Origin of the sequence: Vulcaniibacterium thermophilum, from assembly GCF_007923255.1 — a bacterium.
Lineage (GTDB): Bacteria > Pseudomonadota > Gammaproteobacteria > Xanthomonadales > Xanthomonadaceae > Lysobacter_F > Lysobacter_F thermophilum.
Genome location: NZ_VOHJ01000027.1, coordinates 1 through 24454 on the forward strand (window position 1 = coordinate 1; position 24454 = coordinate 24454).

Below are 24454 nucleotides of genomic sequence, written 5' to 3' on the forward strand. Positions count from 1 at the left end.
GGCCGCGCGTGCCCGCGGTGCCGGCCATCGCCCGCCCCGACGGCGAGACGGCCGCGTGGTGGTTCCGCGCCGGCGCCGCGCAGGCCGCCGAGCGCGGCGCCGCGCGCGGCCGCGCGAAGAACGTGATCCTGTTCGTCGGCGACGGCATGAGTCTCACCACCGTCGCCGCCGCGCGCATCCTCGAAGGCCAGCGGCGCGGCGCGCCGGGCGAGGAGAACCGGCTCGCCTGGGAGCATTTCCCGCACACCGCGCTCAGCCGCACCTACAACACCGACGCGCAGACACCGGATTCGGCCGGCACGATGTCGGCGATGGCCACCGGCATCAAGACGCGCTCCGGCGTGCTGTCGATCGCGCCCGAGGCCGCGCGCGGCGACTGCGCGGCGGCGCTGCGGGCGCGCGTGCCGACGCTGTGGGAGCTGGCGGAAGCGGCCGGCCTCGCCACCGGCGTGGTCACCACCACCCGCATCACCCACGCCACGCCGGCCGCCGCCTTCGCGCATTCCCCCAGCCGCCACTGGGAGAACGACACCGAACTGCCGCAAGCCGCGCGCACGGCCGGTTGCGTGGACATCGCGCGGCAGATGGTCGAAACGCCGTACGGCGACGGCCCCGAGGTGCTGATGGGCGGCGGACGCGGCAACTTCCTGCCCGCGTCCTCGCCCGACCCCGAACACGCCGGCAAGGTCGGCGCGCGGCTGGACGGCCGCGACCTGATCGCCGAGTGGCAACGCAGGCGCCCGTCCGGCGCGTTCGTGTGGAACGCGCGCCAGCTCGCGCAGGCGCCCGCGGATGCGCCGCTGCTGGGCCTGTTCGAGTACGATCACATGCAGTTCGAGCACGACCGCGCGGGCGACGCAGGCGGCGAACCGTCGCTGGCCGAGATGACGCGCGCGGCGATCGCGCGGCTCGCGCGCGATCCGGACGGCTACCTGCTGCTGGTCGAAGGCGGCCGCATCGACCACGCCCACCATTACGGCAACGCCTACCGCGCGCTCACCGACACGATCGCGCTCAGCGACGCGGTGCGTGCGGCGGTCGAGGCGACCTCGCCGGAGGACACGCTGATCCTCGTCACCGCCGATCACTCGCACACGCTGAGCTTCGCGGGCTACCCGGCGCGCGGCAACCCGATCCTCGGCAAAGTGCGCGGCCGCAGCGGCGAGGACGGCGGCGCCGACGAGCTCGCCCGCGACGCGCTCGGCCTGCCGTACACCACCCTCGCCTACGCCAACGGCCCCGGCTACGCGGGCGCCAGCGACCAGCAGCCGGAAGGGCCGAAGCGTTTCCCGCATTTCGTCAGCGGCGTGCAGGCCGCGTCCGGCCGGCCGGATCTGGCCGAGGTCGATACCGAGCATCCCGACCATCTGCAGGAAGCGCTGATGCCGCTGGGCAGCGAAAGCCACGGCGGCGACGACGTCGGCGTGTGGGCGCTCGGGCCCGGCAGCGACGCCGTGCGCGGCAGCATCGAGCAGAACGCGATCTTCCACCTCATGCTGCAGGCCACACCCGCGCTGCGCCGCGCCTGGTGCCGCCACGGCGGCTGCGACGACGCCGGCGTGCCGGTGACGCCGCTCGCCCCCGGGGCGTTGGTCCGCCCGCCGCGCTGAACGCATAGCGCGTGCGCTTCATGAGCCTGTCCGGCGCGGTGCGGGAGAGCCCCCCTGCACTGTGTCGCAGCGATGCCCTTCCCCCACTCCCCGCAGCAGGAGGGCGGCGCACATCGATCCGGTACCGGTGCTGATACACACCCTTTCCCCCGCAACGCAGGGGCGAGGGTTGGGTGAGGGAGGCGCGCCGGTGGCGCGAATGCACGCGGATGCGCAGCCCGTTCGGTCGCGGCTGAGCCGCTCCTACAGAGGCTGGCATGCGCGGAGTCGCGCTCGCGGCGCCGCGGAGCGCGCCTGCCTCCCTACCCCCTCTCCCCCGCATCGCGGGGGAGAGCTCGACGGCAAGTGTCTGACCGTCGGCGAACGACCCTCTCCCCCGCATCGCGGGGGAGAGGGTTGGGGTGAGGGGGCGCGCCGGCGAATGCATCGGAGGCGCCGTCGGCGCTGGTCGCGGCTGAAGCCGCTCCTGCCCGCCGAGGGCGTCACAGCACGATGTTGACGATCTTGCCGGGCACCACGATGACCTTGCGGACCGGATGGCCGTCGATGAACTTGGCCACGTTCGGCTCCGCCTGCGCCAGGCGCTCGATCTCCTCGCGCGGGGCGTTCACCGGCACCTCGATCGTGCCGCGCAGCTTGCCGTTCACCTGCACCGCGAGGGTGACGGCCTCGCGCACCAGCGCGGCCGGGTCGGGCTGCGGGAAGGGCACGTCCTCGAGCAGCGTCTCCGGATGGCCCAGCACCTGCCACAGCGCGTGGCAGACGTGCGGCGTGACCGGATTGAGCAGCAGCACCATCGCCTCCAGCGCCTCGTGGCGCACCGCGCGGCCCTGGTCGCTCATGTCGTCGAACTTCGACACCGCGTTCAGCAGCTCCATCAGCGCGGCGATCGCGGTGTTGAAGCTGTGGCGGCGGCCGTAGTCGTCGCCGACCTTCTGGATGGTCTCGTGCAACTGGCGGCGCAGCGCCTTCTGCGCGGGCGTCAGCGCGGCCGGATCGACCACCGGATGGTCGGGCTGCGAAGCGTGCGTCACCACCTCGCGCCAGAACCGGCGCAGGAAGCGCGCCATGCCCTCGACGCCGGCCTCGTGCCACTCCAGCGACTGCTCCGGCGGCGCGGCGAACATCGAGAACAGGCGCACGGTGTCGGCGCCGTAGCGCGCGACCATCAACTGCGGATCGACGCCGTTGTTCTTCGACTTCGACATCTTCTCGGTGCCGCCGATCTGCACCGGCAGGCCGTCGAGCTTGGATACCGCGCCGACGATGCGGCCACGCTCGTCGCGTTCGATCTCGACATCCGCCGGATTGATCCACTCCTTCGAGCCGTCCGCGCTGTCGCGATAGAACGTCTCGGCGATCACCATGCCCTGGCACAGCAGGTGCGTGGCCGGCTCGTCGGATGCCACCAGTCCGGCGTCGCGCAGCAGCTTGTGATAGAAGCGGAAATACAGCAGATGCAGGATCGCGTGCTCGATGCCGCCGATGTACTGGTCGACCGGCAGCCAGTAGTTGGCGCGCGCATCGATCATGTCGGCCGCGCCGGGCGAGGTGTAGCGCGCGTAGTACCAGCTCGACTCCATGAAGGTGTCGAAGGTGTCGGTCTCGCGCTCGGCCGCGCCGCCGCACTGCGGGCAGGTGGTGCGGCGCCACTCCGGATCTTCCTTGATCGGCGAGCGCACGCCGGAGAACGCGACGTCCTCGGGCAGCACCACCGGCAACTGGTCTTCCGGCACCGGCACGTCGCCGCACCTGGGACAGAGGATCACCGGGATCGGGCAGCCCCAGTAGCGCTGGCGGCTGACGCCCCAGTCGCGCAGGCGGAAATTGACGCGGCGCTGGCCGCGGCCTTCGGCCTCGAAGCGCGCGGCGAGCGCCTCGAACGCCTGCGCGTAGTCCATGCCGTCCAGCTCGCCGGAGTTCACCAGCCAGCCGCGCTCGGTGTAGGCGCCCTCCTCGCGGATGCGGCGCTCGAAGTCCTCCACCACCTGCACCGCCGCGCGGGTGTCGTAGCTGTCGGTGGCCGGGTGCTCGCCGAGCGCGCTGCTCATGGGATCGGCGTGCTGCGCGAGATCCTGGCCGATCTCGGCCAGCGCATCGCGCACTTCGGTCGGCACCACCACCATGCGGATCGGCAGGCCGTACTTCTTCGCGAACTGCCAGTCGCGCTCGTCGTGGCCGGGCACGCCCATGACGGCGCCGGTGCCGTAGTTCATCAGCACGAAGTTGGCCACGTACACCGGCACGTCCTCGCCCGTGAGCGGGTGCACCGCGCGCAGGCCGGTATCCATGCCGCGCTTCTCCTGCGTCTCCATCTCGGCCTCGGAGACGCCGCCGTGGCGCAGCTCGTCGAGGAACGCGGCGAGGTCCGGATCGGACCCGGCCGCGTGCCTGGCGAGCGGGTGTTCGCCTGCGATGGAGACGAACGTGACGCCCATCAGCGTGTCCGGGCGGGTGGTGAACACGCTCAGCGGCGGCAGCGCGCGGCCGTCGGCGTCGTGCACGTCGAAGCGGATCTCCAGCCCCTCGCTGCGGCCGATCCAGTTGCGCTGCATGGTCTTGACCGCTTCCGGCCAACCCGGCAGGCGGTCGAGCTCGTCGAGCAGCTCCTGCGCGTAGGCGGTGATCTTCAGGAACCACTGGGGGATCTCGCGCTTCTCCACCAGCGCGCCGGTGCGCCAGCCGCGGCCGTCGATCACCTGCTCGTTGGCGAGCACGGTCTGGTCGACCGGGTCCCAGTTCACCACCGCGTTCTTGCGGTAGGCCAGGCCCTTCTTCATCAGCCGCACGAACATGCGCTGCTCGTGCACGTAGTAGTCGGGCCGGCAGGTGGCGAATTCGCGCGACCAGTCGATGGCGTAGCCCATCTGCCGGAGCTGCGCCTTCATGTGTTCGATGTTGGCGTAGGTCCACTTCGCCGGCGCGGTGCGGTTCTTGATCGCGGCGTTCTCGGCCGGCAGGCCGAACGCGTCCCAGCCCATCGGCTGCAGCACGTTGTAGCCGCACATGCGCTTGTAGCGGCTGATCACGTCGCCGATGGTGTAGTTGCGCACGTGGCCCATGTGCAGCGCGCCGGACGGGTACGGCAGCATCGACAGGCAGTAGTACTTGGGCCTGGATGCGTCCTCCTTGACCTCGAAGGCGCGGGTGCCCTCCCAGAAGCGTTGGGCGGCGGCTTCGATGGCCTGGGGGTCGTACGGACGGACGTCGGCTTCGGCGGACACGGCGGGCGGACTGCGAGGGGGAAAGACCCGAAGCCTACCGCAGCGCAGCAAAGCCCGTCACGCTGCGCCGACGCCGTCCGCGCGCGCCGCCGGAGCCACGGCCGCGCGCGGGCGCCGGGCCTGCCCGCACAGGCGGCGGGCACGCCGGGCGTGCTTCAATCGCCCCTCGTTTCCAGGAGACCTCCCATGCACCCCACGATGCGTCCTCTGGTGCTCGCCCTCGCCCTCCTGCCGCTCGCCGCCGCGGCCGTCGAGCCGGTCGCCCTGCACTGCGAGCGCCTGTTCGATGCGCGCAGCGGCAAGCTGCTCGACGCGCGCACGGTGGTGGTGCGCGAGGGCCGCATCGCCGACGTGCTGCCCGGTCGCGCCGCGGTGGCCGGCGCGCGCACGGTGGATCTGGCCGGACACACCTGCACCCCGGGCTGGATCGACATGCACGTGCACCTGGGCGATCAGTCCAGCCCCGACAGCTACGAGGAAGAGTTCCGCCTCGACCCGATCGACTTCGCGTTCCGCTCGGTCGGCTTCGCCGAGAAGACGCTGATGGCGGGCTTCACCACCGTGCGCGACCTCGGCGGCGAAATCGCCCCGCATCTGCGCGATGCGATCGACCAAGGGCTGCTGAAGGGGCCGCGCATCTACGCCGCCGGCAAGTCGATCGCCACCACCGGCGGCCATGCCGATCCGACCAACGGCTACAACACCACGCTCTCGCACCTGATCGGCCCGCCCGGCCCCACCCAGGGCGTCATCAATTCGCCGCAGGAAGCGCGCCAGGCGGTGCGCCAGCGGTACAAGGAAGGCAGCGATCTGATCAAGATCACCGCGACCGGGGGCGTGCTGTCGTACGCGAAATCGGCCGACGCGCCGCAGTTCACCGTCGAGGAGGTGCGCGCGATCGTGGAGACGGCGCGCGACTACGGCTATCGCGTGGCCGCGCACGCGCACGGCACCGAGGGCATGAAGCGCGCGGTGCTCGGCGGCGTGACCACCATCGAGCACGGCACCTACATGTCGGACGAGGTGATGACGCTGATGAAGCAGAAGGGCACCTGGTACGTGCCGACCATCTACGCCGGCCGCTTCGTCGCCGCCAAGGCGGCCGAACCCGGCTACTTCCCGGAGATCGTGCGGCCGAAGGCGCAGCGCGTGGGCGCGCAGATCCAGCAGACGTTCGCGCGCGCCTACAAGGCCGGCGTGAGGATCGCGTTCGGCACCGACATGGGCGTGGGACCTCACGGCGACAACGCGCGCGAGTTCCTGTACATGGTCGAAGCCGGCATGCCGCCCGCCGAAGCGCTGCGCGCGGCCACCGTGCACGCGGCCGAGGCGCTGGGCGTGGACGACATCGGCGCGATCGAACCCGGCAAGCGCGCCGACGTGGTGGCCGTGCCGGGCGATCCGCTGCAGGACATCGGCGTGGTGCTGAAGGTCGGATTCGTGATGAAGGACGGCGTGATCTACCGGCAGCCATGAGGACGCTGATCGTCTCCGCATTGCTCGCTTTTTCCGCTCTCCCCGCCGCAGCCGGCACGGCGAAGCCGGCGTGGCCCGCCTATCGGGCGTTCGGGGACTGGGTGGTCGCGTGCGACAACACCGGCGCCTGCGAGGCGCGCGGCGGGTCGGATGCCGCCGAGGCCCTGCGCGTCTCGCTGCACCGGGAGGCCGGCGCGGGCGCCGCGCCGACGCTGGCGATCCGCGGACTTGCGCGGCGCGCGCCCCGGGCGCTGCGCTTCGGCGGCGCCGCACTTCCGCTCGATCCGCGCGACTGGCGCGTCGACGGCGACACGCTGCGCACCGACCGCCCGCGTGCGGTGCGGGCGTTCGTCGATGCGGCGCGGCGGGCGCGCGCGGTCGATGCGGACGGCGCGACGGGCTCGCTGGAAGGCTTCAACGCGGCGCTGCTGTTCCTGGACGATGCGCAGGGGCGCGTCGGCACCGCGGAGGCGCTGATCGCACGCGGCACGCGCGACGGGTCTGCGGTGCCGCCGCCGCGCCGCCCGCCGCAGGTGGTCGCACGCCCGTGGCACGGCGCGCAGCCGGATGCGGAGGACACCGCGCGCTACCTGGGTCGCCTGCCCGCCCCGCTGCGCGAGGGCTGCGCCGGCGCGCCGGGGCTCGAGGAGATGTACGCGCTCGACGAGGACGAGGTGCTCGTGCTCCTGCCCTGCGAGCTGTACGCCTACCAGACCAGCGCGCTCGTGCTGCGCGGCCCGCGACGCGCGCCGGAGCGGGCGGCGCCGGTGCGGCTGGTGCTCGATCCGGTGAAGGGCGAACGCGAGGCGGCTTCGGCCGTGCTCAACGCGGCGTTCGATCCGGCCACGGCCTCGCTGCACGCGTACTCGAAGGGCCGCGGCCTGTACGACTGCGGCGAGACGCACGAGTGGGTCTACGACGGCCGCGAGTTCCAGCTCGTCGCGCACACGCGCCTGGACCGCTGCCAGGGCGGCGAGCCGGGCGACTTCCCGCTGCTGTGGCGCGCCGACGCGGTGCGGGAGGCGGACCGATGAGCGCCGACTGGATCGGCTACGTGGCCGCGCTGCTGACCACGGTGGCGTTCGTGCCGCAGGCGGCCAAGACCATCCGCAGCAAGGACACGCGCGGGCTCTCGCTGTCGATGTACGTGGTGTTCACCGCCGGCGTCGCCTGCTGGCTGGTGTACGGCATCCTGCTCGGCTCGTGGCCGATGATCGTCGCCAACGTCATCACCTTCCTGCTGGCGGCGGCGATCCTGCTGATGAAGCTGCGCCACGGCTGAGGACGAGGTAGCTCGCTAGCCACGCCGCCAGCGCAACACGCTGCGCGATCGCCGCCGGCAGCAGCGGCTGCGGCAGCGCGGCCAGCAGCAGCACCAGCAACGCCGCGCCCGCGAACCACGGCGCGCTGCGCATCGACGCGCGCGCCTGCCCCCACGCCAGCAGCGCCGCCCCCGGCACGAACGCGACCCACCACAGCGTCCACGCCGCCGCGTGCAGGCGGCTGGCCGGCCCGTCGAGATCGCGTGCGTCCAGCGGCAGCAGACCCTGCAGCGCGAACGCCAGCGCCGAGATCGCCAGCATCCACACCCCGAGCCGCGCGCCGAAGCCGCCCGTGTCGGGCAGCCGGCCGCGCGCCTGCACCGCCACCCACGCGTCCAGCAGCCCGGGCAGCACGTAGGCGAGCGCGGCGAACGCCGTCGCGTGCGGCACGCCATGCGCGCCGAGCAGCGCGAGCGGGTGCCGCGCGTGCGAATAGCCGTCGAGCCACGGCGCGAACGCGAGCGCGGCGCCTACGCACAGCAAGACGGCGAGGACGGCGGCCAGGCTCGGCCACGGGGACGGGGAAGCGCGGTTCACGGGCATCGCGGCATGCTAGCGTGCGACGCCGCCGCCGGCTTGAAGCGCACGGCCGCGCCCTCATCTCCGCCGCATCCTTCCGACGAGCTTTCGCATGACCGCCACCGCCAGCCCGCACGTCCTCGACGTCACCGCCGACACCTTCGAGAGCGAGGTGCTGCAGCGCTCGCTCGAAACGCCGGTGCTGATCGACTTCTGGGCCGCGTGGTGCGGGCCGTGCAAGACGCTGGGGCCGATCCTCGAGAAGCTGGCCGGCGAGTACAACGGCGCGTTCCTGCTGGCCAAGGTCGACGTCGACCGCGAGCCGCAGCTCGCTGCGGCCTTCCAGGTGCGTTCGATCCCGACCGTGTACCTGATCAGGAACGGCCAGCTCGTGGACGGCTTCCCCGGCGCGCTGCCCGAAGGCCAGTTGCGCCAGTTCCTGCAGCACCACGGCATCGTGCCGGCGGAAGCGGCCCCGGCCGAGGAAACGCCCGAGCCGCCGCGCGATCCGCATGTGGAGGTGATGCGGTTGCGGGCCGAGGTCGCCGCCAATCCGGACAAGGACGAGCTCAAGCTCGACCTCGCGCTGGCCCTGCTGCGCATCGGCGCCGCACAGGAGGCCGAGCACCTGCTCGACGCGCTGCCCGCCAACCTGGCGCACGACGACCGCGCCCTGCGCGCCCGCGCCCGCCTCGGTTTCGCCGCGCTGCTGAAGGACGCGCCGCCGCCGCAGGTGCTGGAGGCGGCGATCCGGGCCAACCCGGACGACCTGCGCGCGCGCCACCTGCTGGGCGCCCATCTGCTGGTCGCCGGCCAGTCCGAGGGCGCGCTCGAGCAGTTCCTGGAGATGCTGCGGCGCGACCGCAACTTCGAGGACGGCCTGCCGCGCAAGGCGCTGATCGACGCGTTCCGTGTGGTCGAGGACGAGGACCTGGTCGGCGCCTACCGCCGCAAGATGTCCGCCGTGCTGTTCTGACGGCGCTTGCGGCCCTCTTTGCGCCCCCCGTCGCCCCGGCGCATGCGGGGCCCGCTTTTCCGGCCGCCCGGACGCAATGGCTCCCGGCTTTCGCCGGGATGACGAGCGCGGGCGTGGCAGACATAACCGGCGTCCCGGTTTCGCCGGATGACGCGCGAAGTGGCGCGACGCCCCATTCGCCCGCTTCCGCAGTACGCCCCCGTATGGCAGCCTGTGCGCCCCTCCGCTGCACCCGGCTCCGATGCGGCCTTCGCTGTCCCCGCGCCTGCTCCGCCACGTCCTCAATCTCTGGCCGCCGTTCCTGTTCGCCGGCATCCGCGTGACCGCGCTGTCGCACGACTGGCGCCGCGCGTGCGTGGAGCTGCGCATGCGGCCGTGGAACCGCAACTACGTCGGCACCCATTTCGGCGGCAGCCTGTTCGCGATGACCGATCCGATGTGGATGCTGCTGGCGATCCACCGCCTCGGCCGCGGCTTCATCGTCTGGGACAAGGCCGGCGAGATCGACTTCGTCAAGCCGGGGCGCGGCACCGTGCGCGCCGAGTTCGTGCTCGAGGACGCGGTGGTGGAGGAGCTGCGTCGGGCCACCGGAGACGGCGGCAAGGTGCTGCGCTGGTTCCACACCGAGGTGGTGGACGCCGCGGGCGAGGTGGTCTGCCGGGTCCGCAAGCAGCTCTACGTGCGGCGGAAGCGGGACTGAGACGCCGTTCACCCTTTTCCGTCTTCGCTTCCAACCCCGACAGGCTCGCGTATGCTGGCCCCTCGCTGAGGGGGGAACGGTTGAGCCGATGACCGAACGTGACGGCGAGCACGCCGAAGGCCTGCCCGAGATTCCCGGCTACCGCCTGCTGCGCGAGGCGAGCCAGGGCGGCATGTCCACCATCTACCTGGCGCAGCAGACCGCGCTGGGCCGCGAGGTGGCGGTCAAGGTCATGCGTCCGGAAGCCCTCGCCGACGAGGTCAGCCGGCGCCGGTTCGAGAACGAGGCGCGCACCATCGCCCGCCTCGACCATCCGCATATCGTCCGCATCTACGAGGTCGGCCGCACCCGCGACGGGCAGTTGTACTACTCGATGCCGTACCTGCCGCGCGGTCACCTCGGCCAGCGCCGGTTCGTGCGCGAGGGCTCCACCGACGAAGCCTCGGTGATCGCCATCGCCCGCGCCCTGCTCGACGCCCTCGAGTACGCCCACGGCCGCGGCGTCATCCATCGCGACGTCAAGGCCGAGAACGTGTTGTTCGACGAGCGCGGCAAGCCGCTGCTGGTCGATTTCGGCATCGCCCTGCGTCGCGGTTACGGCGCGCGCGTGACCACCGCCGGGCTCGCGGTCGGCAGCACGGCCTACATGGCGCCGGAGCAGGCGCGCGGCGAGGACGTCGACGGCCGCGCCGATCTGTACAGCCTGGGCGTGCTGATCTTCGAGATGCTCACCGGCCATCTGCCGTACCAGGCCGAGGACGCGCTCTCGATGGCGGTCAAGCACGTGCGCGATCCGATTCCGCGCCTGCCGCCGCAGCTCGCGCACTGGCAGCCGTTCGTCAACCGCGCGCTGGCGAAGGAGCCCGATCAGCGCTTCCAGAACGCCGCGGAGATGCGCGACGCACTGGGTGCGGTGGAGCGCCGGCGGCGCTGGTCGCGCCTGCTGCCGTGGCGGCGCGCGCCGCGCGCGGGCGCCCCCGGTCGTGCGCGCTGGATCGCGCTGGCGGTGGCGGTGTGGCTGGCCGGCGGCGCGATCGCCTGGTATGCGATCGACACCGGCGACCGCGAGGAGTTCCTGCGCGTCGGCACCGCCGAGACCGCGCCGCCGCCCAGCGACGACCCGATCGACGCGATGCTCGCCCCGCCGCCGGAGGCGCCGGTCAAGCGCGCGATCGCCGAAGCGCGGCAGCATCTGGCGCAGCGCAATCTCACCACGCCGGTGGTCGGCAACGCCTACGTCAGCACGCTGTCCGCCTGGCATCTGGACAGCGCCGATCCCGACGTGCACGCGCTGATCGGCGACCTCACCGACGCGCTCGCGGCCGAGGCCGCGCGCCTGCTCAGGGAAGGCGACCCCCGCCGCGCGCTGGAGTACTTCGAGAGCGCGCGCACGCTGCTGCTGCAGACCGGCAGCATGGACTCGCCGGCGCAGGGCCGCCTGCGCGCGGAAGTCGTCAAGGCGGTGAAGGCCTACGTCGACGAACGCGCGGCCGACGGCGGCATCGAACCCGAACGCGTGCGCGCCCTCGCCCGCCAGTTCGACCTGTCCCCCGACCAGACGCGCAAGCTGCTCGCCAGCGCGCAGGCCACGCGCGCGCGCAATGCCGACAAGGGCGCGGCGCCGCGACCGGAGCCGGGCGGGTTCCAGGTCGCGCCGCGTCCGGTCTCGCGCGCCGAGTACGCCCGCTTCGCCGAGGCCACCGGACGCCCGGCCGCGCTGTGCCGCGAACGCGCCTCGCTGTTGCGCATCGTCGCCCCGCGCCACTGGCGCGCGCCGGGCTTCAGCCAGGGCGACAACGAGCCGGTCGTGTGCGTCTCGTATGCCGACGCCGAGGCCTACGCCGCCTGGTACAGCCAGCAGACCGGCCACCGTTATCGGCTGCCGAGCGCGATGCAGGCGCGGCAGCGCGCGGCGGAGATCAGCGGGCGCGACATCTCGCTCTGGCTGCGCGACTGCGGCGAGGACTGCGCGCAGCGCAAAGCGGTGGGGGCCTCGTGGCGCAACAACGCCTCCGAGCGCACGCTCGCCGCCGGCCGCGGCTACGACGACGTCGGCTTCCGCCTGGTGCGCGAGAACTGACCCGGCTCGCCCGTAGAATGGCGCGATGACCGCGCCCCGCCCCCGCCACAGTTTCCAGCGCACGCTGCTCACCGGCCTGCTCACCCTGCTGCCGCTGTGGCTGACCTGGGTGGTGGTCAAGTTCGTGTTCGTGCTGCTGTCGGATCTCGGCCGGCCGGTCGTGCATCCGCTGCTGGCGAAGCTGGCCGCGCAGCAACCCGCGCTGGCCTGGGTGACGCAGCCCTGGGTGGAGACCGCGCTCGGCCTGCTGGCCACGCTCGGCGTGATCCTGGTGTCGGGCGTGATGGCGCGCCGGGTGGTCGGGCAGCGCCTGCTGCGCTGGTTCGAGGCGCTGATCGCGCGCGTGCCGCTGGCCAACATCGTCTACACCAGCGCGCGCCAACTGCTGGACATCCTGCAGAAGAAGCCCGACGGCACCCAGCGCGTGGTGCTGGTGGACTTTCCGCACACCGAGATGAAGTCGATCGGCTTCGTCACCCGCGTGATCCGCGAGAAGGACACCGGCCGCGAGCTGGCCGCCGTGTACGTGCCGACCACGCCGAATCCGACCTCGGGTTATCTGGAGATCGTGCCGGTGGAGAAGATCACGCCGACCGACTGGACGGTCGACCAGGCCATGAGCTTCATCATCTCCGGCGGCGCGGTGGCGCCGGACACCATTCCGTTCTCGCCGCCGAACGCCTCATGAGCTCCCCGCTGCGCGACCGCGCCACGCTCCTGTTCGTCGCGCTCGCCGCGTTCTTCTGCGTCAACGCGGTGCTCGCCGAGTTCATCGGCGTCAAGATCTTCGCGCTGGAAGACACGCTCGGCATCGCGCCGCTGCAGTGGAACCTGTTCGGCCAGAGCGGCTCGCTCAGCTTCACCGCCGGCACGTTGCTGTGGCCGGTGGTGTTCCTGATGACCGACGTGGTCAACGAGTTCTACGGCCGGCGCGGCGTGCGGATGATCTCGTGGACGGCGGCGGTGCTGATCGCCTACGGCTTCCTGTTCGCGTTCGCGGCGATCGCGCTGGCGCCGGCGGAATGGTGGGTGAAGGCAGCCCAGCCGCAGGGCGTGGTGGACTACCAGGCCGCGTTCGCCGCCGTGTTCGGGCAGGGGCTGTGGACGATCGCCGGCTCGCTGGTGGCGTTCGTGCTGGGCCAGCTCATCGACGTCGCCGTGTTCCACCGCATCCGCCGCTTCACCGGCGAGAAGTGGGTCTGGCTGCGCGCCACCGGCTCGACCGCGGTGTCGCAACTGGTCGACAGCTTCGTCGTGCTCTACATCGCCTTCGTGCTCGGGCCGCAGAAGTGGCCGCTGTCGCTGTTCTTCGCGGTCAGCACCGTGAACTACCTCTACAAGATGCTCGCCGCGCTGGCGCTGATCCCGCTGATCTACCTGATGCGCGCGGCGATCACCCGCTACCTCGGCGCGCCGCGCGCCGCCGAGCTGAGGCAGGCGGCGGCGGCGTAAGGCGAAGGGATCGGAACCCGTTCCCCGTTCCCCGTTCCCCGTTCCCCGTTCCCCGTTCCCCGTTCCCCGTTCCCCGTTCCCCGTTCCCCGTTTCCCGTTCCCCGATTCCCGCCCCCCCCCCGCCGCCCCGTGACTTCCGACCGGGGCAGCCGCCCCCGCCCTGCGCCATGCTCGGCGTTCCCCGCCCGAACGCACGAGCCGCCATGACCCTGCGACCGCTTGCCCTCGCGCTTGCCCTGACCTTCGCCGCCGGCGTCGCGCCGGCCTTCGCCGCCGACGCCCCCGCCGCCGCGCAGACGCAGAACGCCAAGGCCGCGCGCCTGAACGCGCTGTACGAGCAGTACTGGGAAGAGCTGCTGAAGCTCAACCCGATCCAGGCGACCTTCCAGGGCGATCCGCGCTACAACGACCAGCTCCCGAACTTCTACAGCGCCGAGTACCGCGAGAAGTCGCGCCAGTTCACCGAGCGCTGGCTGAAGACCATCCAGGACATCGGCCCCGAAGGGCTGAGCGGGCAGGATCTGCTGAGCTACGAGATCTTCGTGCGCGACGCCAGGAACTCGCTCGAGGCCGAGCGCTTCCCCGGCTGGATGATGCCGGTCAACCAGATGGGCAACATCGCCACGCTCGCGGTGCAGTTCGGCTCCGGCAAGGGCGCGCAGCCGTTCAAGACGGTCAAGGACTACGAGAACTGGCTCGCCCGCGGCAACCGGCTGCCGGAGCTGATCGATACCGCGATCGACAACATGCGCCAGGGCATGAAGGCCGGCGTGGTGCAGCCGCGCGCGCTGATGGAGAAGGTGGTGCCGCAGCTCGACGCGCTGATCAAGGACAAGGCCGAGGAGACGCTGTTCTGGGGCCCGATTGCGGACATGCCGAAGGACATCCCGCAGGCCGACCGCGAGCGCCTCACCGCCGCGTACCGGCAGATGATCGGCGAGCGCATCATCCCCTCGTTCCGCAAGCTGCGCGCGTTCATCGCCGACGAATACCTGCCGGCCACGCGCAGCACCGTGGGCCTGGACAAGCTGCCGGACGGCCAGGCGTGGTACGCGTTCAACGCGCGCAGCGCCACCACCACCGACCTGACGCCGGCGCAGATCCACGACATCGGCCTGAAGGAAGTCGCGCGCATCCACGGCGAGATCCGCAAGATCATGGAGCAGGTGGGCTTCAAGGGCTCGCTGCAGGACTTCTTCCAGTTCATGCGCACCGACCCGCGCTTCACCTACAAGAGCGAGGAGGCGCTGCTGGCGCATTACCGCGGGCTGGAAGCGAAGATCAACCAGAAGGTGCCGGCGCTGTTCTCGCTGATCCCCAAGGCCGGCTTCGAGATCCGGCCGGTGGAGCCGTATCGCGCCAAGTCGGCGGCGGGCGGGTCGTACCAAGGGCCGAGCGAGGACGGTTCGCGGCCGGGCATCTTCTACGTCAACACCTACGATCTGCCCTCGCGCAAGACCTGGGACGCGGAAGATCTCTACCTCCACGAAGCCATTCCGGGCCACCACTTCCAGATCGCGCTGCAGCAGGAACTGACCGGGCTGCCGAAGTTCCGCCGCTTCGGCGGCGAAACCGCCTTCATCGAAGGCTGGGGCCTGTACGCCGAATCGCTCGGCAAGGACCTGGGCGTCTACACCGATCCCTACAACTACTTCGGCTACCTGCAGAACGAGCTGTGGCGCGCGATCCGCCTGGTCGTCGATACCGGCCTGCACAGCAAGGGCTGGAGCCGCGAGCAGGTGATCCGGTACATGCTCGAGAACTCGGCGGAAAGCGAAACGCAGTCCACCGCCGAGGCCGAGCGCTACATCGCCTGGCCCGGCCAGGCGCTGGCCTACAAGATCGGCGAGCTGAAGATCAAGGAGCTGCGCGCGCTGGCCGAGAAAGAGCTCGGCCCGAAGTTCGACATCCGCGAATTCCACGCCGAAGTGCTGAGGGACGGCGCGGTGCCGCTGGACGTGCTGGAAGCCAAGATCAAGCGCTGGATCGCCGCGAGGAAGGGCTGAGCTCCGGCGCGCGTCGCGAAGAAGGGCGGGCTTGGGCCCGCCCTTCTTCTTTCCGGATCCGTCCCCGTCATCGCGACGAACGCCGCGATCCGTCATCCGGCCGTAGGTTGGGCTGAGCCGAAGGCGAAGCCCAACACGTTCCCGGCCACCGCCGTGCGCCCGCTTGCGACCTTTGCGTTGGGCTTCGCTGCGCTCAGCCCAACCTACGCGACTTCGTGTCGGCCGCGCCGACCGGCGTCACAACGGCGTTCCGCGATTTTTCCCGGGCTTCTGGATCAGCAAATCGTCGCATTCGCGACGGCGGCAGCGTTCGACGAACGGAAGCGCGGCCTTGGGCTCGGTGCGATAGCGCTCGAAGGCGAGCGGGTCGATCTCGTAGTACTCCTCGTAATCGACCAGGCCGTTGCTGACCGGAATCGACAGGTAGTACCGGCCGCTCGTCTCCTCGATGCCGAGCGAGAAACGGTCCTCACGGGACACCAACACGTCGCGGAATTTCACGGGCGCGCGTTCAGGGCTGTACGGGGCTGACAGAATAGCGGTCATCGGGAATGCCCTTGGCATCGATCACGGCTTCGGAGTTGCCGGTCGGCAGCTTGCCGCCCGGGATCCACTGGTCGTTGGCGCCCGCCTCGTTGCCGGACGGGATACGCAGGTTCAGCTCGCGCGGATCGGGGATGTCCACCCGCACCAGTTCGTTGCCCTCGAGGAAGCCCTCGGGCAGCCCCAGCGCCTCCTCCAGCGCGCGCGGATCGCCCTGCGTGCGGGCCAACAGCGCGTCGGCCTCGTGCTTCGGCATCACGAACGAGGTGCCGTCGCGCTGGCCGATGCCGTACTTGTCGAGGTTCGCGCGCGTCATGAAACGCGTCGCGCCGGCATCGAACTGCGCAAGGTGCTGGTCGATGTAGCTCGGGGGCAGATAGCTCGCGGGGTCGGGCCGCTGGCCCTTGGGGATCGCCAGGATTTCGTCGATCCTGCTTTGGCTCAGACGCACGACATCGTCGCCGCGGCCGGCCAGACGCGAAGCATCGTCCACGCCGTCGAGGGCGCGGCTGGCATCGGCCACGTCGTCGGCGACGTCGGCGACGCGGCCGCCTTTGGCCGCCGCGCCCACGCCCACCACCGCGGTGCCGATGTCGAACACCGCGCGCCCCGCGAACTCGGCCCAGTCGCCCTCCGCAGCGGCGTCGCGATATCCCTCGGTGATGCCGTCCCAGATCGCGCCCACCGCACGCAGGTTGCCCTCGGGATCGGTCACCCACTTGATCGGGCTGCCGAGCTCGACCACCACCTGCGCAGTTCGGCCGGCGGTCTCCAGCATCTGCAGATTGCGCTCGGGACGCGCGATCCACTCGACCGGATCGACGAGGTCGCTGGCCCCGTCGGCCAGCTTCACCACGCCCTTGCCGGTCTCGTACAACGCCAATCCCGCGCCTTCGACGAGGCCGATCCCGTTGGAAACCTGCTGCGCGACGGCCTCGCCCACGCTCCCGCCGTGCTCGCGGCCGAACTCGACCAGATCGCGCCGGAACCCGTCGACATGACGCTCGGCGCTGTCCACCGCGCCTTCGATCCGCTCGCCCACCCAGTCCTTGGCGCGATCGGCGTCCTCCAGCCGATCGCCGACCCAGTTGCGCGCGGAATCCAGCGCGCCCAGTACGTCGATGCCCATCGCTTCGCCTCCCTTGCAACGGCGACGACCGTAAGCGGCGACGTCGGGAACCGCCATCCGGGTCGACCCCAGGGCAGCGGTCGCGCTTCAGCGGCGGGTGCGTCATCGCTCACGCGCGCTCGACGCCGCTGCGTCAACCCCGGCGCCCCGCATGCGTTAGCGGAGCCAGGAGGTCGGCATGAACGCATCGCTCGCACAGGCCAGCGCGCTCAACCGCTTCGGGCTGGGGGCGCGCCCCGGCGATCTGGAGGCCGCGCACGATCCGCGCGGCGGGCTGCTGCGGCAGATCACGCCCGAGGCCGCGCGCCTGCCCGATCACGGGCTGCCGGACAGCGCGGCCTATCTGCGCGAGGAACTGGCGCTGCTGCGCGAACTGCGGCGCGGGCGCCAAACCGATGCGGCCTCGAACGATGCGGCCGCGCGCCGCACGGTGACGAACGGCCGCGGCCGCCTGCGTCAGGCCGTCGCGCGCGAGCTGGACGTGCGCTACCGCCACGCCGCGACCACGCCGCACGGGTTCGCCGAGCGGCTGGTGCGCTTCTGGTCCAACCATTTCGCGATCTCCGCCGACAAGCGCGCGGCGGCGCTGTACGCGGCGCCGATGGAGCGCGAGGCGGTCCGGCCGCACGTGTTCGGCCGTTTCGCCGACCTGTTGCTGGCGGTCGAGCAGCACCCGGGCATGCTGCGCTATCTCGACAACGTGCGCTCGGTCGGCGAGGGCTCGCCGTTGGCGCAGCGCGCCGCCGCGCGTCGCAAGCTGGGGCTGAACGAGAACCTTGCGCGCGAGATCCTCGAACTGCACACGCTCGGCGTGGACGGCGGCTACGGCCAGACCGACGTCACCGAGCTCGCTCGCGCCCTCACCGGCTGGGGCACCGCGCTGCCACGCGACTTCGAGCGCGACGGCGAGATCGAGCGCGCGTTCGTCTTCCGCGAGGCCGCGCACGAGGCCGGCGCCCGGCGCGTGCTGGGGCGACGCTACGGCGAAAGCGGCGTGCGCCAGGGCGAGGCGATCCTGCACGATCTGGCGGTGCATCCGGCCACCGCGCGCCACGTCTCGCGCAAGCTGGCCGCGCATTTCGTCGCCGACGACCCGCCGCCCGCGCTGGTGGAACGGATGACGCAGGCCTGGCTGCGCAGCGGCGGCGCGCTCACGGCGGTGTACCGCGCGCTGATCGACAGCGAGGAAGCCTGGTCGCCGCACGCGCGCAAGTTCCGCACTCCGGACGATCTGATCCTCGCCGCGCTGCGCGCGGCCGGCACCACCGCGCCGATCGCCACGCTGCATCCGCTGCTGACGTTGCTGGGGCAGCCGCCGTTCACCGCGCGCTCGCCGGCGGGATTCCCCGATGACGCAACGCCATGGGCCGGCGCCGATGCGCTCTACAAGCGCGTACAGGTCGCACAGCGGCTGAGCGCGCTGGCGCCGGAGGCGCGGCCCGACCCGCTGGCGATCGCGCGCGGCGCGCTCGGCGCACGGCTCGATGCCGACACCGCCACCGCCGTCCGCCGCGCCGAATCCGCCCGCGCCGGGCTCGCCGTGCTGTTCGCGAGTCCCGCCTTCCAATGGAGGAGCTGACCATGCCGCTCACGCGCCGCGACTTCCTCGCGCTCGCCTCCGCCGGCGCCACGCTCGCGCTGTGGCCGCGGCTGCCGGCCTTCGCCGCCTCCGACGACACCCGCCTGCTGGTCGTGCTGCTGCGCGGCGGCCTGGATGCGCTGCACGCGCTGCCGCCGATCGGCGATCCGCACTACGCACGCCTGCGCGGCGCGCTGGCGGTGGCGGATGCGGTGGCGCTCGATCAAGGCTTTGCGCTGCATCCGGCGCTCGCGTTCGTGCGCGAGCTGTACGGCCGGCGGCAGGCGTTGCCGGTGCTGGCGATCGCCCGCCCTACCGCGGACGCTCGCACTTCGAGGCGCAGGACTGCCTGGAGAGCGGCAGCGGCGCTGGCGCCCCGCTGCCGAGCGGCTGGCTGAACCGCTGCGCCGCGGCGATGCAGGGCACGCAGGCGCTGGCGATCGCCCCGGTCGCACCGCTCGCGGTGCGCGGCGACGGCCCGGCGAGCACCTGGTCGCCGCCGCTTCCGGACGAAGTCGAGCCGATCCTGCTGCAACGCCTGCAACCGCTGTACGCCGCCGACGCCGCACTTGCGCCCGCATTCGCGCAGGCGATGCGGGCGCCGCGCACCGACGGCGCCCGCCCCGGCGCGATGCGCCTGCCCGAGGCGATGCGCGCCGCCGCGCGCTTCATGCGCGAGCCTGGCGGCGCGCGGCTCGCGTTCGTCGAGGATTCCGGCTGGGACACCCACAGCGCGCAGGCGCCGCTGCTGGCGCGCAAGCTGGCCGAACTCGACACCGGCCTGCGCGCGTTCCATGACGAGGCAACGGCGCTGTGGCCGCGCACGGTCATCGCCGTGGTCAGCGAGTTCGGCCGCACCGCCGCCGCCAACGGCACCGGCGGCACCGACCACGGTACCGGCGGCATGGCCCTGCTGGCCGGTGGCGCCGTGCGCGGCGGCCGTCTCGTCGGCGACTGGCCCGGCCTTGCGCCCGGCGCGCTGTTCGAAGGCCGCGACCTGCGCGCCACCGCCGACCTGCGCGCGCTCTTCAAGGGCCTGCTGCTGGATCACCTGCGCCTGTCCGAAGCCGCGATCGAAGCGCGCGTGTTCCCGGCCAGCCGCGAGGCCCGCCCGATGAGCGGTTTGCTCGCCCCCGCGCGGGCATGACCTTCGACACCCGCAGGGCCTTCGGAAATCCGACAATGTGCGGCGTCGCCCCCGCTTCGGGGGCGACGCCCTTTTCCCGTACGCCCAGGCCTCCGGAGCCCGCTGTGAACAAACCGAACGTCCTGCTGCTGTCGCTCGCCATCGCCGCCGTCCTGACCGGCTGCCCGAAGGACGAGGACGCCAAGCAAGCTGCCGCACCCGCCCCGTCCGACGCCGCCAAGGCCGATTACGCGCTCGACGAGAGCAAGCTGCCCGGCGTCAACCGCTTCATGGCGGCCGATCTCGACACCACCAAGGACGCCTGCACCGACTTCGCCGGCTACGCCAACGGCAAGTGGCTGGCGGCGAATGCCATTCCGGGCGACCGCACCTCGTGGGGCGCGTTCGAGATGCTCGACGAGCGCTCCACCGCCATCCAGCGCCAGCTCGCCGAACAGGCGGCGGCGAAGCCGAACGCCAGCGGCGTGGACAAGATCGTCGGCGACTTCTGGGCCACCGGCACCGACGCGGCGAAGATCAACGCGCAGGGCATCGAGCCGCTGAAGGGCCGTCTGGCGGAGATCGACGCCCTCACCGATGGCGCCGGCATCGCCGAGTACCTGCGCAAGGCCTACGCGCGCGGCGAAGGCGGCCTGTTCGGCTTCGGACCGGAAGCCGACTTCAAGAACTCCTCGATGAACATCGCCTACGCCGCGCAGGGCGGCCTGGGCCTGCCCGACAAGGGCTACTACTTCGATGCCGACAAGAAGGACAAGCTCGCCGCCTACGAGAAGCATGTCGCCAAGGTGCTGGAGCTGTCCGGCGTGCCGGCCGCGGATGCGGCGAAGCAGGCCAAGGACGTGGTCGCCTTCGAGACGCGCCTGGCGAAGGTGTCCAAGTCGAGCGAGGAGCTCTCGCGCGACGTCTCGCTGTACTACAACCCGATCAGCCCGGCCGAGGCCGACAAGCTGACGCCGAACTTCCCGTGGACGAAGTTCTTCGAATCGCAGGGCGTCGCGGTACCGCAGATGTTCTCGCTGGCGATCCCCGAGTTCCACAAGGAAGTCAGCAGGATGATCGCCGACACCCCGGCCGAGGTCTGGAAGGCGTACCTGCGCTTCCACACCGTCGATTCCGCCTCGCCGTACCTCGCCGACGCGTTCGCCGAGGAGCACTTCAACTTCTACAACAAGACCATGCGCGGTCAGAAGGAGATGAAGGAGCGCGGCAAGCGCGTGCTCGACACCATCGAAAGCCAGGTCGGCGAGGCGATGGGCCAGCTTTACGTGAAGGTGGCCTTCCCGCCGGAGTCGAAGGAGCGCATGGAGAAGCTGGTGCAGAACCTGCGCGAGGCGCTCAAGACGCGGCTCGAGAACCTCGCCTGGATGAGCGAGGACACCAAGAAGAAGGCGATGGAGAAGTGGGCCTCGTTCACGCCCAAGATCGGCTACCCCGACAAGTGGCGCGACTGGTCGGGCCTTGCCACCAGCCGCGACAGCTACATCGGCAACGTGCTGGCCGCCAACGAGTTCAACTACAAGTGGCAGCTCTCCAAGATCGGCAAGCCGGTCGACAAGACCGAGTGGGCGATGCCGCCGCAGATGGTCAACGCCTACTACAACCCGCTGCAGAACGAGATCGTCTTCCCGGCCGCGATCCTGCAGCCGCCGTTCTTCGATCCGAAGGCCGACGATCCGCTCAACTACGGCGGCATCGGCGCGGTGATCGGCCACGAGATGATCCACGGCTACGACGACCAGGGCAGCCGCTTCGGGCCGACCGGCAACTTCGAGATGTGGTGGACCCCGCAGGACGCCAAGGCATTCCAGGGCCTGACCGAGAAGCTGATCGCGCAGTTCAACGAGTACGAAGCCAAGCCCGGCAAGAAGGTCAACGGCAAGCTGACGCTCGGCGAGAACATCGCCGATCTCGGCGGCCTGGCGGTGGCCTACGACGCGATGAAGCGCGCCACCGACGGCCAGCCCGATCCGAAGATCGACGGCCTGACCCGCGACCAGCGTTTCTTCCTCAACTGGGCCACGGTGTGGCGCCGCAACTTCACGCCGGAAGAACTGGACGTGCGCCTGCAGACCGATCCGCACGCGCCCGCCAACTTCCGCGCGATCGGCGCGCCGTCGAACCTGCCGCAGTTCGCCGCGGCGTTCTCGTGCAAGCCGGGCCAGCCGATGGTGCGCGACGGCGACAAGCGGATCGTGATCTGGTAACCGGTCACGGCCCGCGTCACTCCCCGAAGGCCCGGCCCACGCCGGGCCTTCGTCGTTTCATGTTCGCGTCGTGTCGTCGTTCCCGCGCAAGCGCGCTGCTGTCCGGAGAAAGCTGCGAGGGCCAGCAGCCTTCTGAAGCAGCAACGCGATACGTCTGTCGCGCAGCCGGCCGGGGAAAACGTCCGCGCGAACGCTCGACTGCCGCGAACGCTACGCACTGTGGGGCTTCCCGACTCCCCCGATGCATTTTTTCCGGACAGCAGTGCGCTTGCGCGGGGACGAGGGGCGAGGGCTCCGCCATTCCGGACAGCCGTGAGCATGCGGGATGAACAAGGGCCATCGCCCTGCCCCGAGCAGCCTCACGTCCGCCCACGGACCGGTTGCTACACTCGGGCGCCCGCCCGACACGACCCGCTCGCGATGATCCGACGCCCGCTCGTCTGTGCCCTGGCCCTCTGTCTGATCGCCGGCCTCGCCACGCCGGATGCCGATGCCCAGCGACGCAAACGTTCGAGCGGCAAGGCGCGCACCCCGGCCGTCGCGCCGGCCTGTACCGACTTCCATGCCTTCGCCAACGCCGACTGGCTGAAGGCCAACACGCTGCTGCCCGGCGCGGATTCGATCTCAGCGCTGGAGCAGCTCGCCGAACGCGCGCGCCAGCAGCAGGTCGATCTGCTCAACGCCGCGATGCAGGCGCCGCAGAACGACGTGCAGAAACTGCTCGGCGATTTCTGGGCCAGCGGTCTCGACGAAGCCGCGGTGGAACGCGACGGCGCCCGGCCGATCGCGCCGCTGCTGTCGCGCATCGACGCCATCAAGCGCGCGAAGGACGTGGCGCCGGCGGTGGCGGCGCTGCACCAGGTCGGAATCCCGGTGCTGTTCAACTTCGGCGCCGACCTCGATCTGCAGGAACTCGATCGCCACATCGGCTACTTCAGCCAGGGCGGCCTCGGGCTGGTCGATCCGGCGTGGTACACGCGCACCGACGCCGACACGCGCGCGGTGATGACGCGCTACGACGCCTACGTGCAGAAGATCCTCGCGCTCACCGGCAGCAAGCCGGAGCGGCTGGCCGCCGAGGCCAGGCAGGTGCTCGACCTGGAGACGCGCATCGCCCGCGCATCCAAACCGCTGCCGGAGCTGCGCGATCCGCGCCGCAACTACGCGCGCGTGGCGGTGAAGGATCTGGCCAAGCCGTACCGCAACCTTCAGCTCGTCGAGTTCCTCAAGGCGCAGGGGGTGAAGGACGACACCGTCTCGCTCGCCGATGCGGCGCACTTCGCCCAGCTCGACAAACTGGTCGGCTCGATCAAGCCGGAGCAGTGGAAGCTCTACCTGCGCTGGCGCGTGGGCGATGCGATGGCGCCCTACCTCGCGAAAGCGTTCCGCGAGGCCAGCTTCGATTTCCGCGGCCGCGTGCTGCAGGGCCTGCAGGCGCCGCCGCCGCGCGCGCGGCAGGTGCTGGATGCGATCAACCTCGCCGCCGGGCCGATGCTCGGGCGCGAGTACGTCGCGCGGTATCTGCCGACCGCCACGCGCGAGCGCGCGGAAACCGTCGCGCGTCAGGTGCGCGAGCAACTGCTCGCCGCGGTCGCACGCGACCCGCGGTTCGGCGAGGCCGCGAAGGCCGAGGCGCGCGCGAAGCTCGCGAAACTCGCGATCGAGATCGGCGCGCCGCGCCGCGACCTCGACTACAGCGTGCAGCCGATGGGCCGCGGCAGCTTCGGCGGCAACATGCTGATCGCCTCCACCTGGCGCCATCGCGAGGAGATGCGGCGGATCGGCCGCGGCAACGCCGAGCGGCGCTGGAACGTGCTGCCGCAGGAACCGTCGCTGGCCTACGACCTTGCCCACAACCGGCTGATCGTCACCGCCGCGATCCTGCAGCCGCCGGTGTTCGACGCCGCCCGCGAGCCGGCCGCGCAGTACGGCGCGTTCGGCGCGCTGGTCGGCCACGAGTTGAGTCACGCCGTCGACGCGCGCGGCCGGCTGGTCAACGCGAAGGGAGACGCCGCCCCGTGGTGGACGCCGGCGGAGATCGCGGCGTGGGAGGCGCTCGCCGCGCGCGTGGCCGGGCAGTACGAAGGGCGCCCCTACCCCGGTCTGTCGAGCGTCCGCGTGAGCGGCGCGAACGTGCGCGAGATGGGCGCCGCGGATTTCGCGGGCCTGGAACTGGCCTGGGCCGCCTTCACCGCCGCGCAGCCGAATCCGCCGCAGGCGGCACGGCAGGCGTTCTTCCGCGCCTGGGCCGGCCTGTGGCCGCAGCAGCTCTCGGCCGAGACCGCGGCGCAACGCGCGGCCGGCAGCGTCTATCCGCCCGGCGTCTGGCGCACCAACGTGCCGCTGATGCAGCAGCCGGCGTTCGGCGAGGCGTTCGGCTGCAAGCCCGGCACGCCGATGCAGCCCAACCCGACACAGGCGGTGCGGCTCTGGCCGTGAGCCGCGCGACCGCGTGGCGGCGACGCCACGCGCCGTTGCCTCAAGCCG

Annotated in this window: 19 protein-coding genes; 15 read left to right on the forward strand and 4 right to left on the reverse strand. The window is 71.5% G+C overall.

Features of this window, described 5'->3' with window-relative positions; all coding sequences use genetic code 11:
• On the forward strand, window positions 1-1610 hold a 1610-nt coding region (locus FQY64_RS10855), incomplete at its 5' end, for an alkaline phosphatase (protein WP_146474290.1).
• A gap of 482 nt (window positions 1611-2092) precedes the next feature.
• Here the strand turns inward: FQY64_RS10855 and leuS are convergent.
• Window positions 2093-4834 carry a leucine--tRNA ligase gene (leuS, locus tag FQY64_RS10860; protein WP_146474291.1) on the reverse strand — a complete coding sequence of 914 codons (2742 nt, stop codon included), beginning with the start codon at window positions 4832-4834 and terminating at the stop codon, window positions 2093-2095.
• Between the two features lie 186 nt (window positions 4835-5020).
• On the opposite strand from leuS, the gene FQY64_RS10865 reads away from it, so the two are divergent.
• From FQY64_RS10865 to FQY64_RS10875, 3 genes are read left to right on the forward strand one after another with little or no spacing between them, the layout of a single operon-like run.
• Complete coding sequence (locus FQY64_RS10865) at window positions 5021-6310, forward strand: metal-dependent hydrolase family protein (RefSeq protein ID WP_229814868.1); 1290 nt, start codon at window positions 5021-5023, stop codon at window positions 6308-6310.
• The gene (locus FQY64_RS10870) at window positions 6307-7344 is read left to right on the forward strand and encodes a DUF1176 domain-containing protein (protein WP_146474292.1); all 1038 of its coding nucleotides are present in this window, start codon (window positions 6307-6309) and stop codon (window positions 7342-7344) included. Before FQY64_RS10865 ends, FQY64_RS10870 begins: the two co-directional genes overlap by 4 nt.
• Window positions 7341-7592, forward strand: a complete 252-nt coding sequence (locus FQY64_RS10875) for a SemiSWEET transporter (protein WP_146474293.1) — start codon at window positions 7341-7343, stop codon at window positions 7590-7592. Before FQY64_RS10870 ends, FQY64_RS10875 begins: the two co-directional genes overlap by 4 nt.
• Here the strand turns inward: FQY64_RS10875 and FQY64_RS10880 are convergent.
• Window positions 7540-8169, reverse strand: a complete 630-nt coding sequence (locus tag FQY64_RS10880; RefSeq protein ID WP_229814867.1) for a DUF998 domain-containing protein — start codon at window positions 8167-8169, stop codon at window positions 7540-7542. The genes FQY64_RS10875 and FQY64_RS10880 overlap by 53 nt on opposite strands.
• A gap of 94 nt (window positions 8170-8263) precedes the next feature.
• Between FQY64_RS10880 and trxA the strand changes: the two genes are divergently transcribed.
• The 6 genes from trxA (at window position 8264) to FQY64_RS10915 (ending at window position 15365) form a co-directional block, all read left to right on the forward strand.
• Entirely contained in the window at window positions 8264-9127 is an 864-nt protein-coding gene (trxA, locus tag FQY64_RS10885) for a thioredoxin (RefSeq protein ID WP_146474295.1), read from the forward strand.
• Between the two features lie 241 nt (window positions 9128-9368).
• Window positions 9369-9827 carry a DUF4442 domain-containing protein gene (locus tag FQY64_RS10890; RefSeq protein ID WP_146474296.1) on the forward strand — a complete coding sequence of 153 codons (459 nt, stop codon included), beginning with the start codon at window positions 9369-9371 and terminating at the stop codon, window positions 9825-9827.
• 88 nt (window positions 9828-9915) lie between these two features.
• Window positions 9916-11907, forward strand: coding sequence for a bifunctional serine/threonine-protein kinase/formylglycine-generating enzyme family protein (locus FQY64_RS10895; protein WP_146474297.1), 1992 nt, complete (start codon window positions 9916-9918; stop codon window positions 11905-11907).
• A 25-nt stretch (window positions 11908-11932) separates the two neighbouring features.
• A complete protein-coding gene (locus FQY64_RS10900; protein WP_146474298.1) occupies window positions 11933-12595 on the forward strand; it encodes a DUF502 domain-containing protein in 663 nt (220 codons plus the stop codon).
• A complete protein-coding gene (locus FQY64_RS10905) occupies window positions 12592-13359 on the forward strand; it encodes a queuosine precursor transporter (RefSeq protein WP_146474299.1) in 768 nt (255 codons plus the stop codon). Before FQY64_RS10900 ends, FQY64_RS10905 begins: the two co-directional genes overlap by 4 nt.
• A gap of 167 nt (window positions 13360-13526) precedes the next feature.
• Window positions 13527-15365: a DUF885 domain-containing protein gene (locus tag FQY64_RS10915; RefSeq protein ID WP_186760941.1), complete on the forward strand. Its 1839-nt coding sequence runs from the start codon at window positions 13527-13529 to the stop codon at window positions 15363-15365.
• Between the two features lie 237 nt (window positions 15366-15602).
• Here the strand turns inward: FQY64_RS10915 and FQY64_RS10920 are convergent, their stop codons facing one another.
• Both FQY64_RS10920 and FQY64_RS14960 read right to left on the reverse strand, forming a co-directional pair.
• Complete coding sequence (locus FQY64_RS10920) at window positions 15603-15866, reverse strand: hypothetical protein (protein WP_146474301.1); 264 nt, start codon at window positions 15864-15866, stop codon at window positions 15603-15605.
• A gap of 10 nt (window positions 15867-15876) precedes the next feature.
• Entirely contained in the window at window positions 15877-17037 is a 1161-nt protein-coding gene (locus FQY64_RS14960; protein ID WP_222431782.1) for a hypothetical protein, read from the reverse strand.
• 178 nt (window positions 17038-17215) lie between these two features.
• Here FQY64_RS14960 and FQY64_RS10930 point away from each other — a divergent pair, with 178 nt between their 5' ends.
• The 5 genes from FQY64_RS10930 to FQY64_RS10945 all read left to right on the forward strand — a co-directional run bounded on the left by FQY64_RS10930 (window position 17216) and on the right by FQY64_RS10945 (window position 24406).
• The gene (locus tag FQY64_RS10930; RefSeq protein ID WP_146474302.1) at window positions 17216-18616 is read left to right on the forward strand and encodes a DUF1800 domain-containing protein; all 1401 of its coding nucleotides are present in this window, start codon (window positions 17216-17218) and stop codon (window positions 18614-18616) included.
• Window positions 18617-18618: 2 nt separating this feature from the next.
• On the forward strand, window positions 18619-19014 hold the full coding sequence (locus FQY64_RS15065; protein ID WP_229814866.1) for a DUF1501 domain-containing protein: 396 nt from the start codon (window positions 18619-18621) through the stop codon (window positions 19012-19014).
• A 17-nt stretch (window positions 19015-19031) separates the two neighbouring features.
• Complete coding sequence (locus FQY64_RS15070) at window positions 19032-19763, forward strand: DUF1501 domain-containing protein (protein ID WP_229814865.1); 732 nt, start codon at window positions 19032-19034, stop codon at window positions 19761-19763.
• On the forward strand, window positions 19760-21967 hold the full coding sequence (locus FQY64_RS10940; RefSeq protein ID WP_386112920.1) for a M13 family metallopeptidase: 2208 nt from the start codon (window positions 19760-19762) through the stop codon (window positions 21965-21967). Before FQY64_RS15070 ends, FQY64_RS10940 begins: the two co-directional genes overlap by 4 nt.
• 420 nt (window positions 21968-22387) lie before the next feature.
• Window positions 22388-24406 carry a M13-type metalloendopeptidase gene (locus tag FQY64_RS10945; protein ID WP_146474304.1) on the forward strand — a complete coding sequence of 673 codons (2019 nt, stop codon included), beginning with the start codon at window positions 22388-22390 and terminating at the stop codon, window positions 24404-24406.
• Window positions 24407-24454 lie beyond the last annotated feature (48 nt).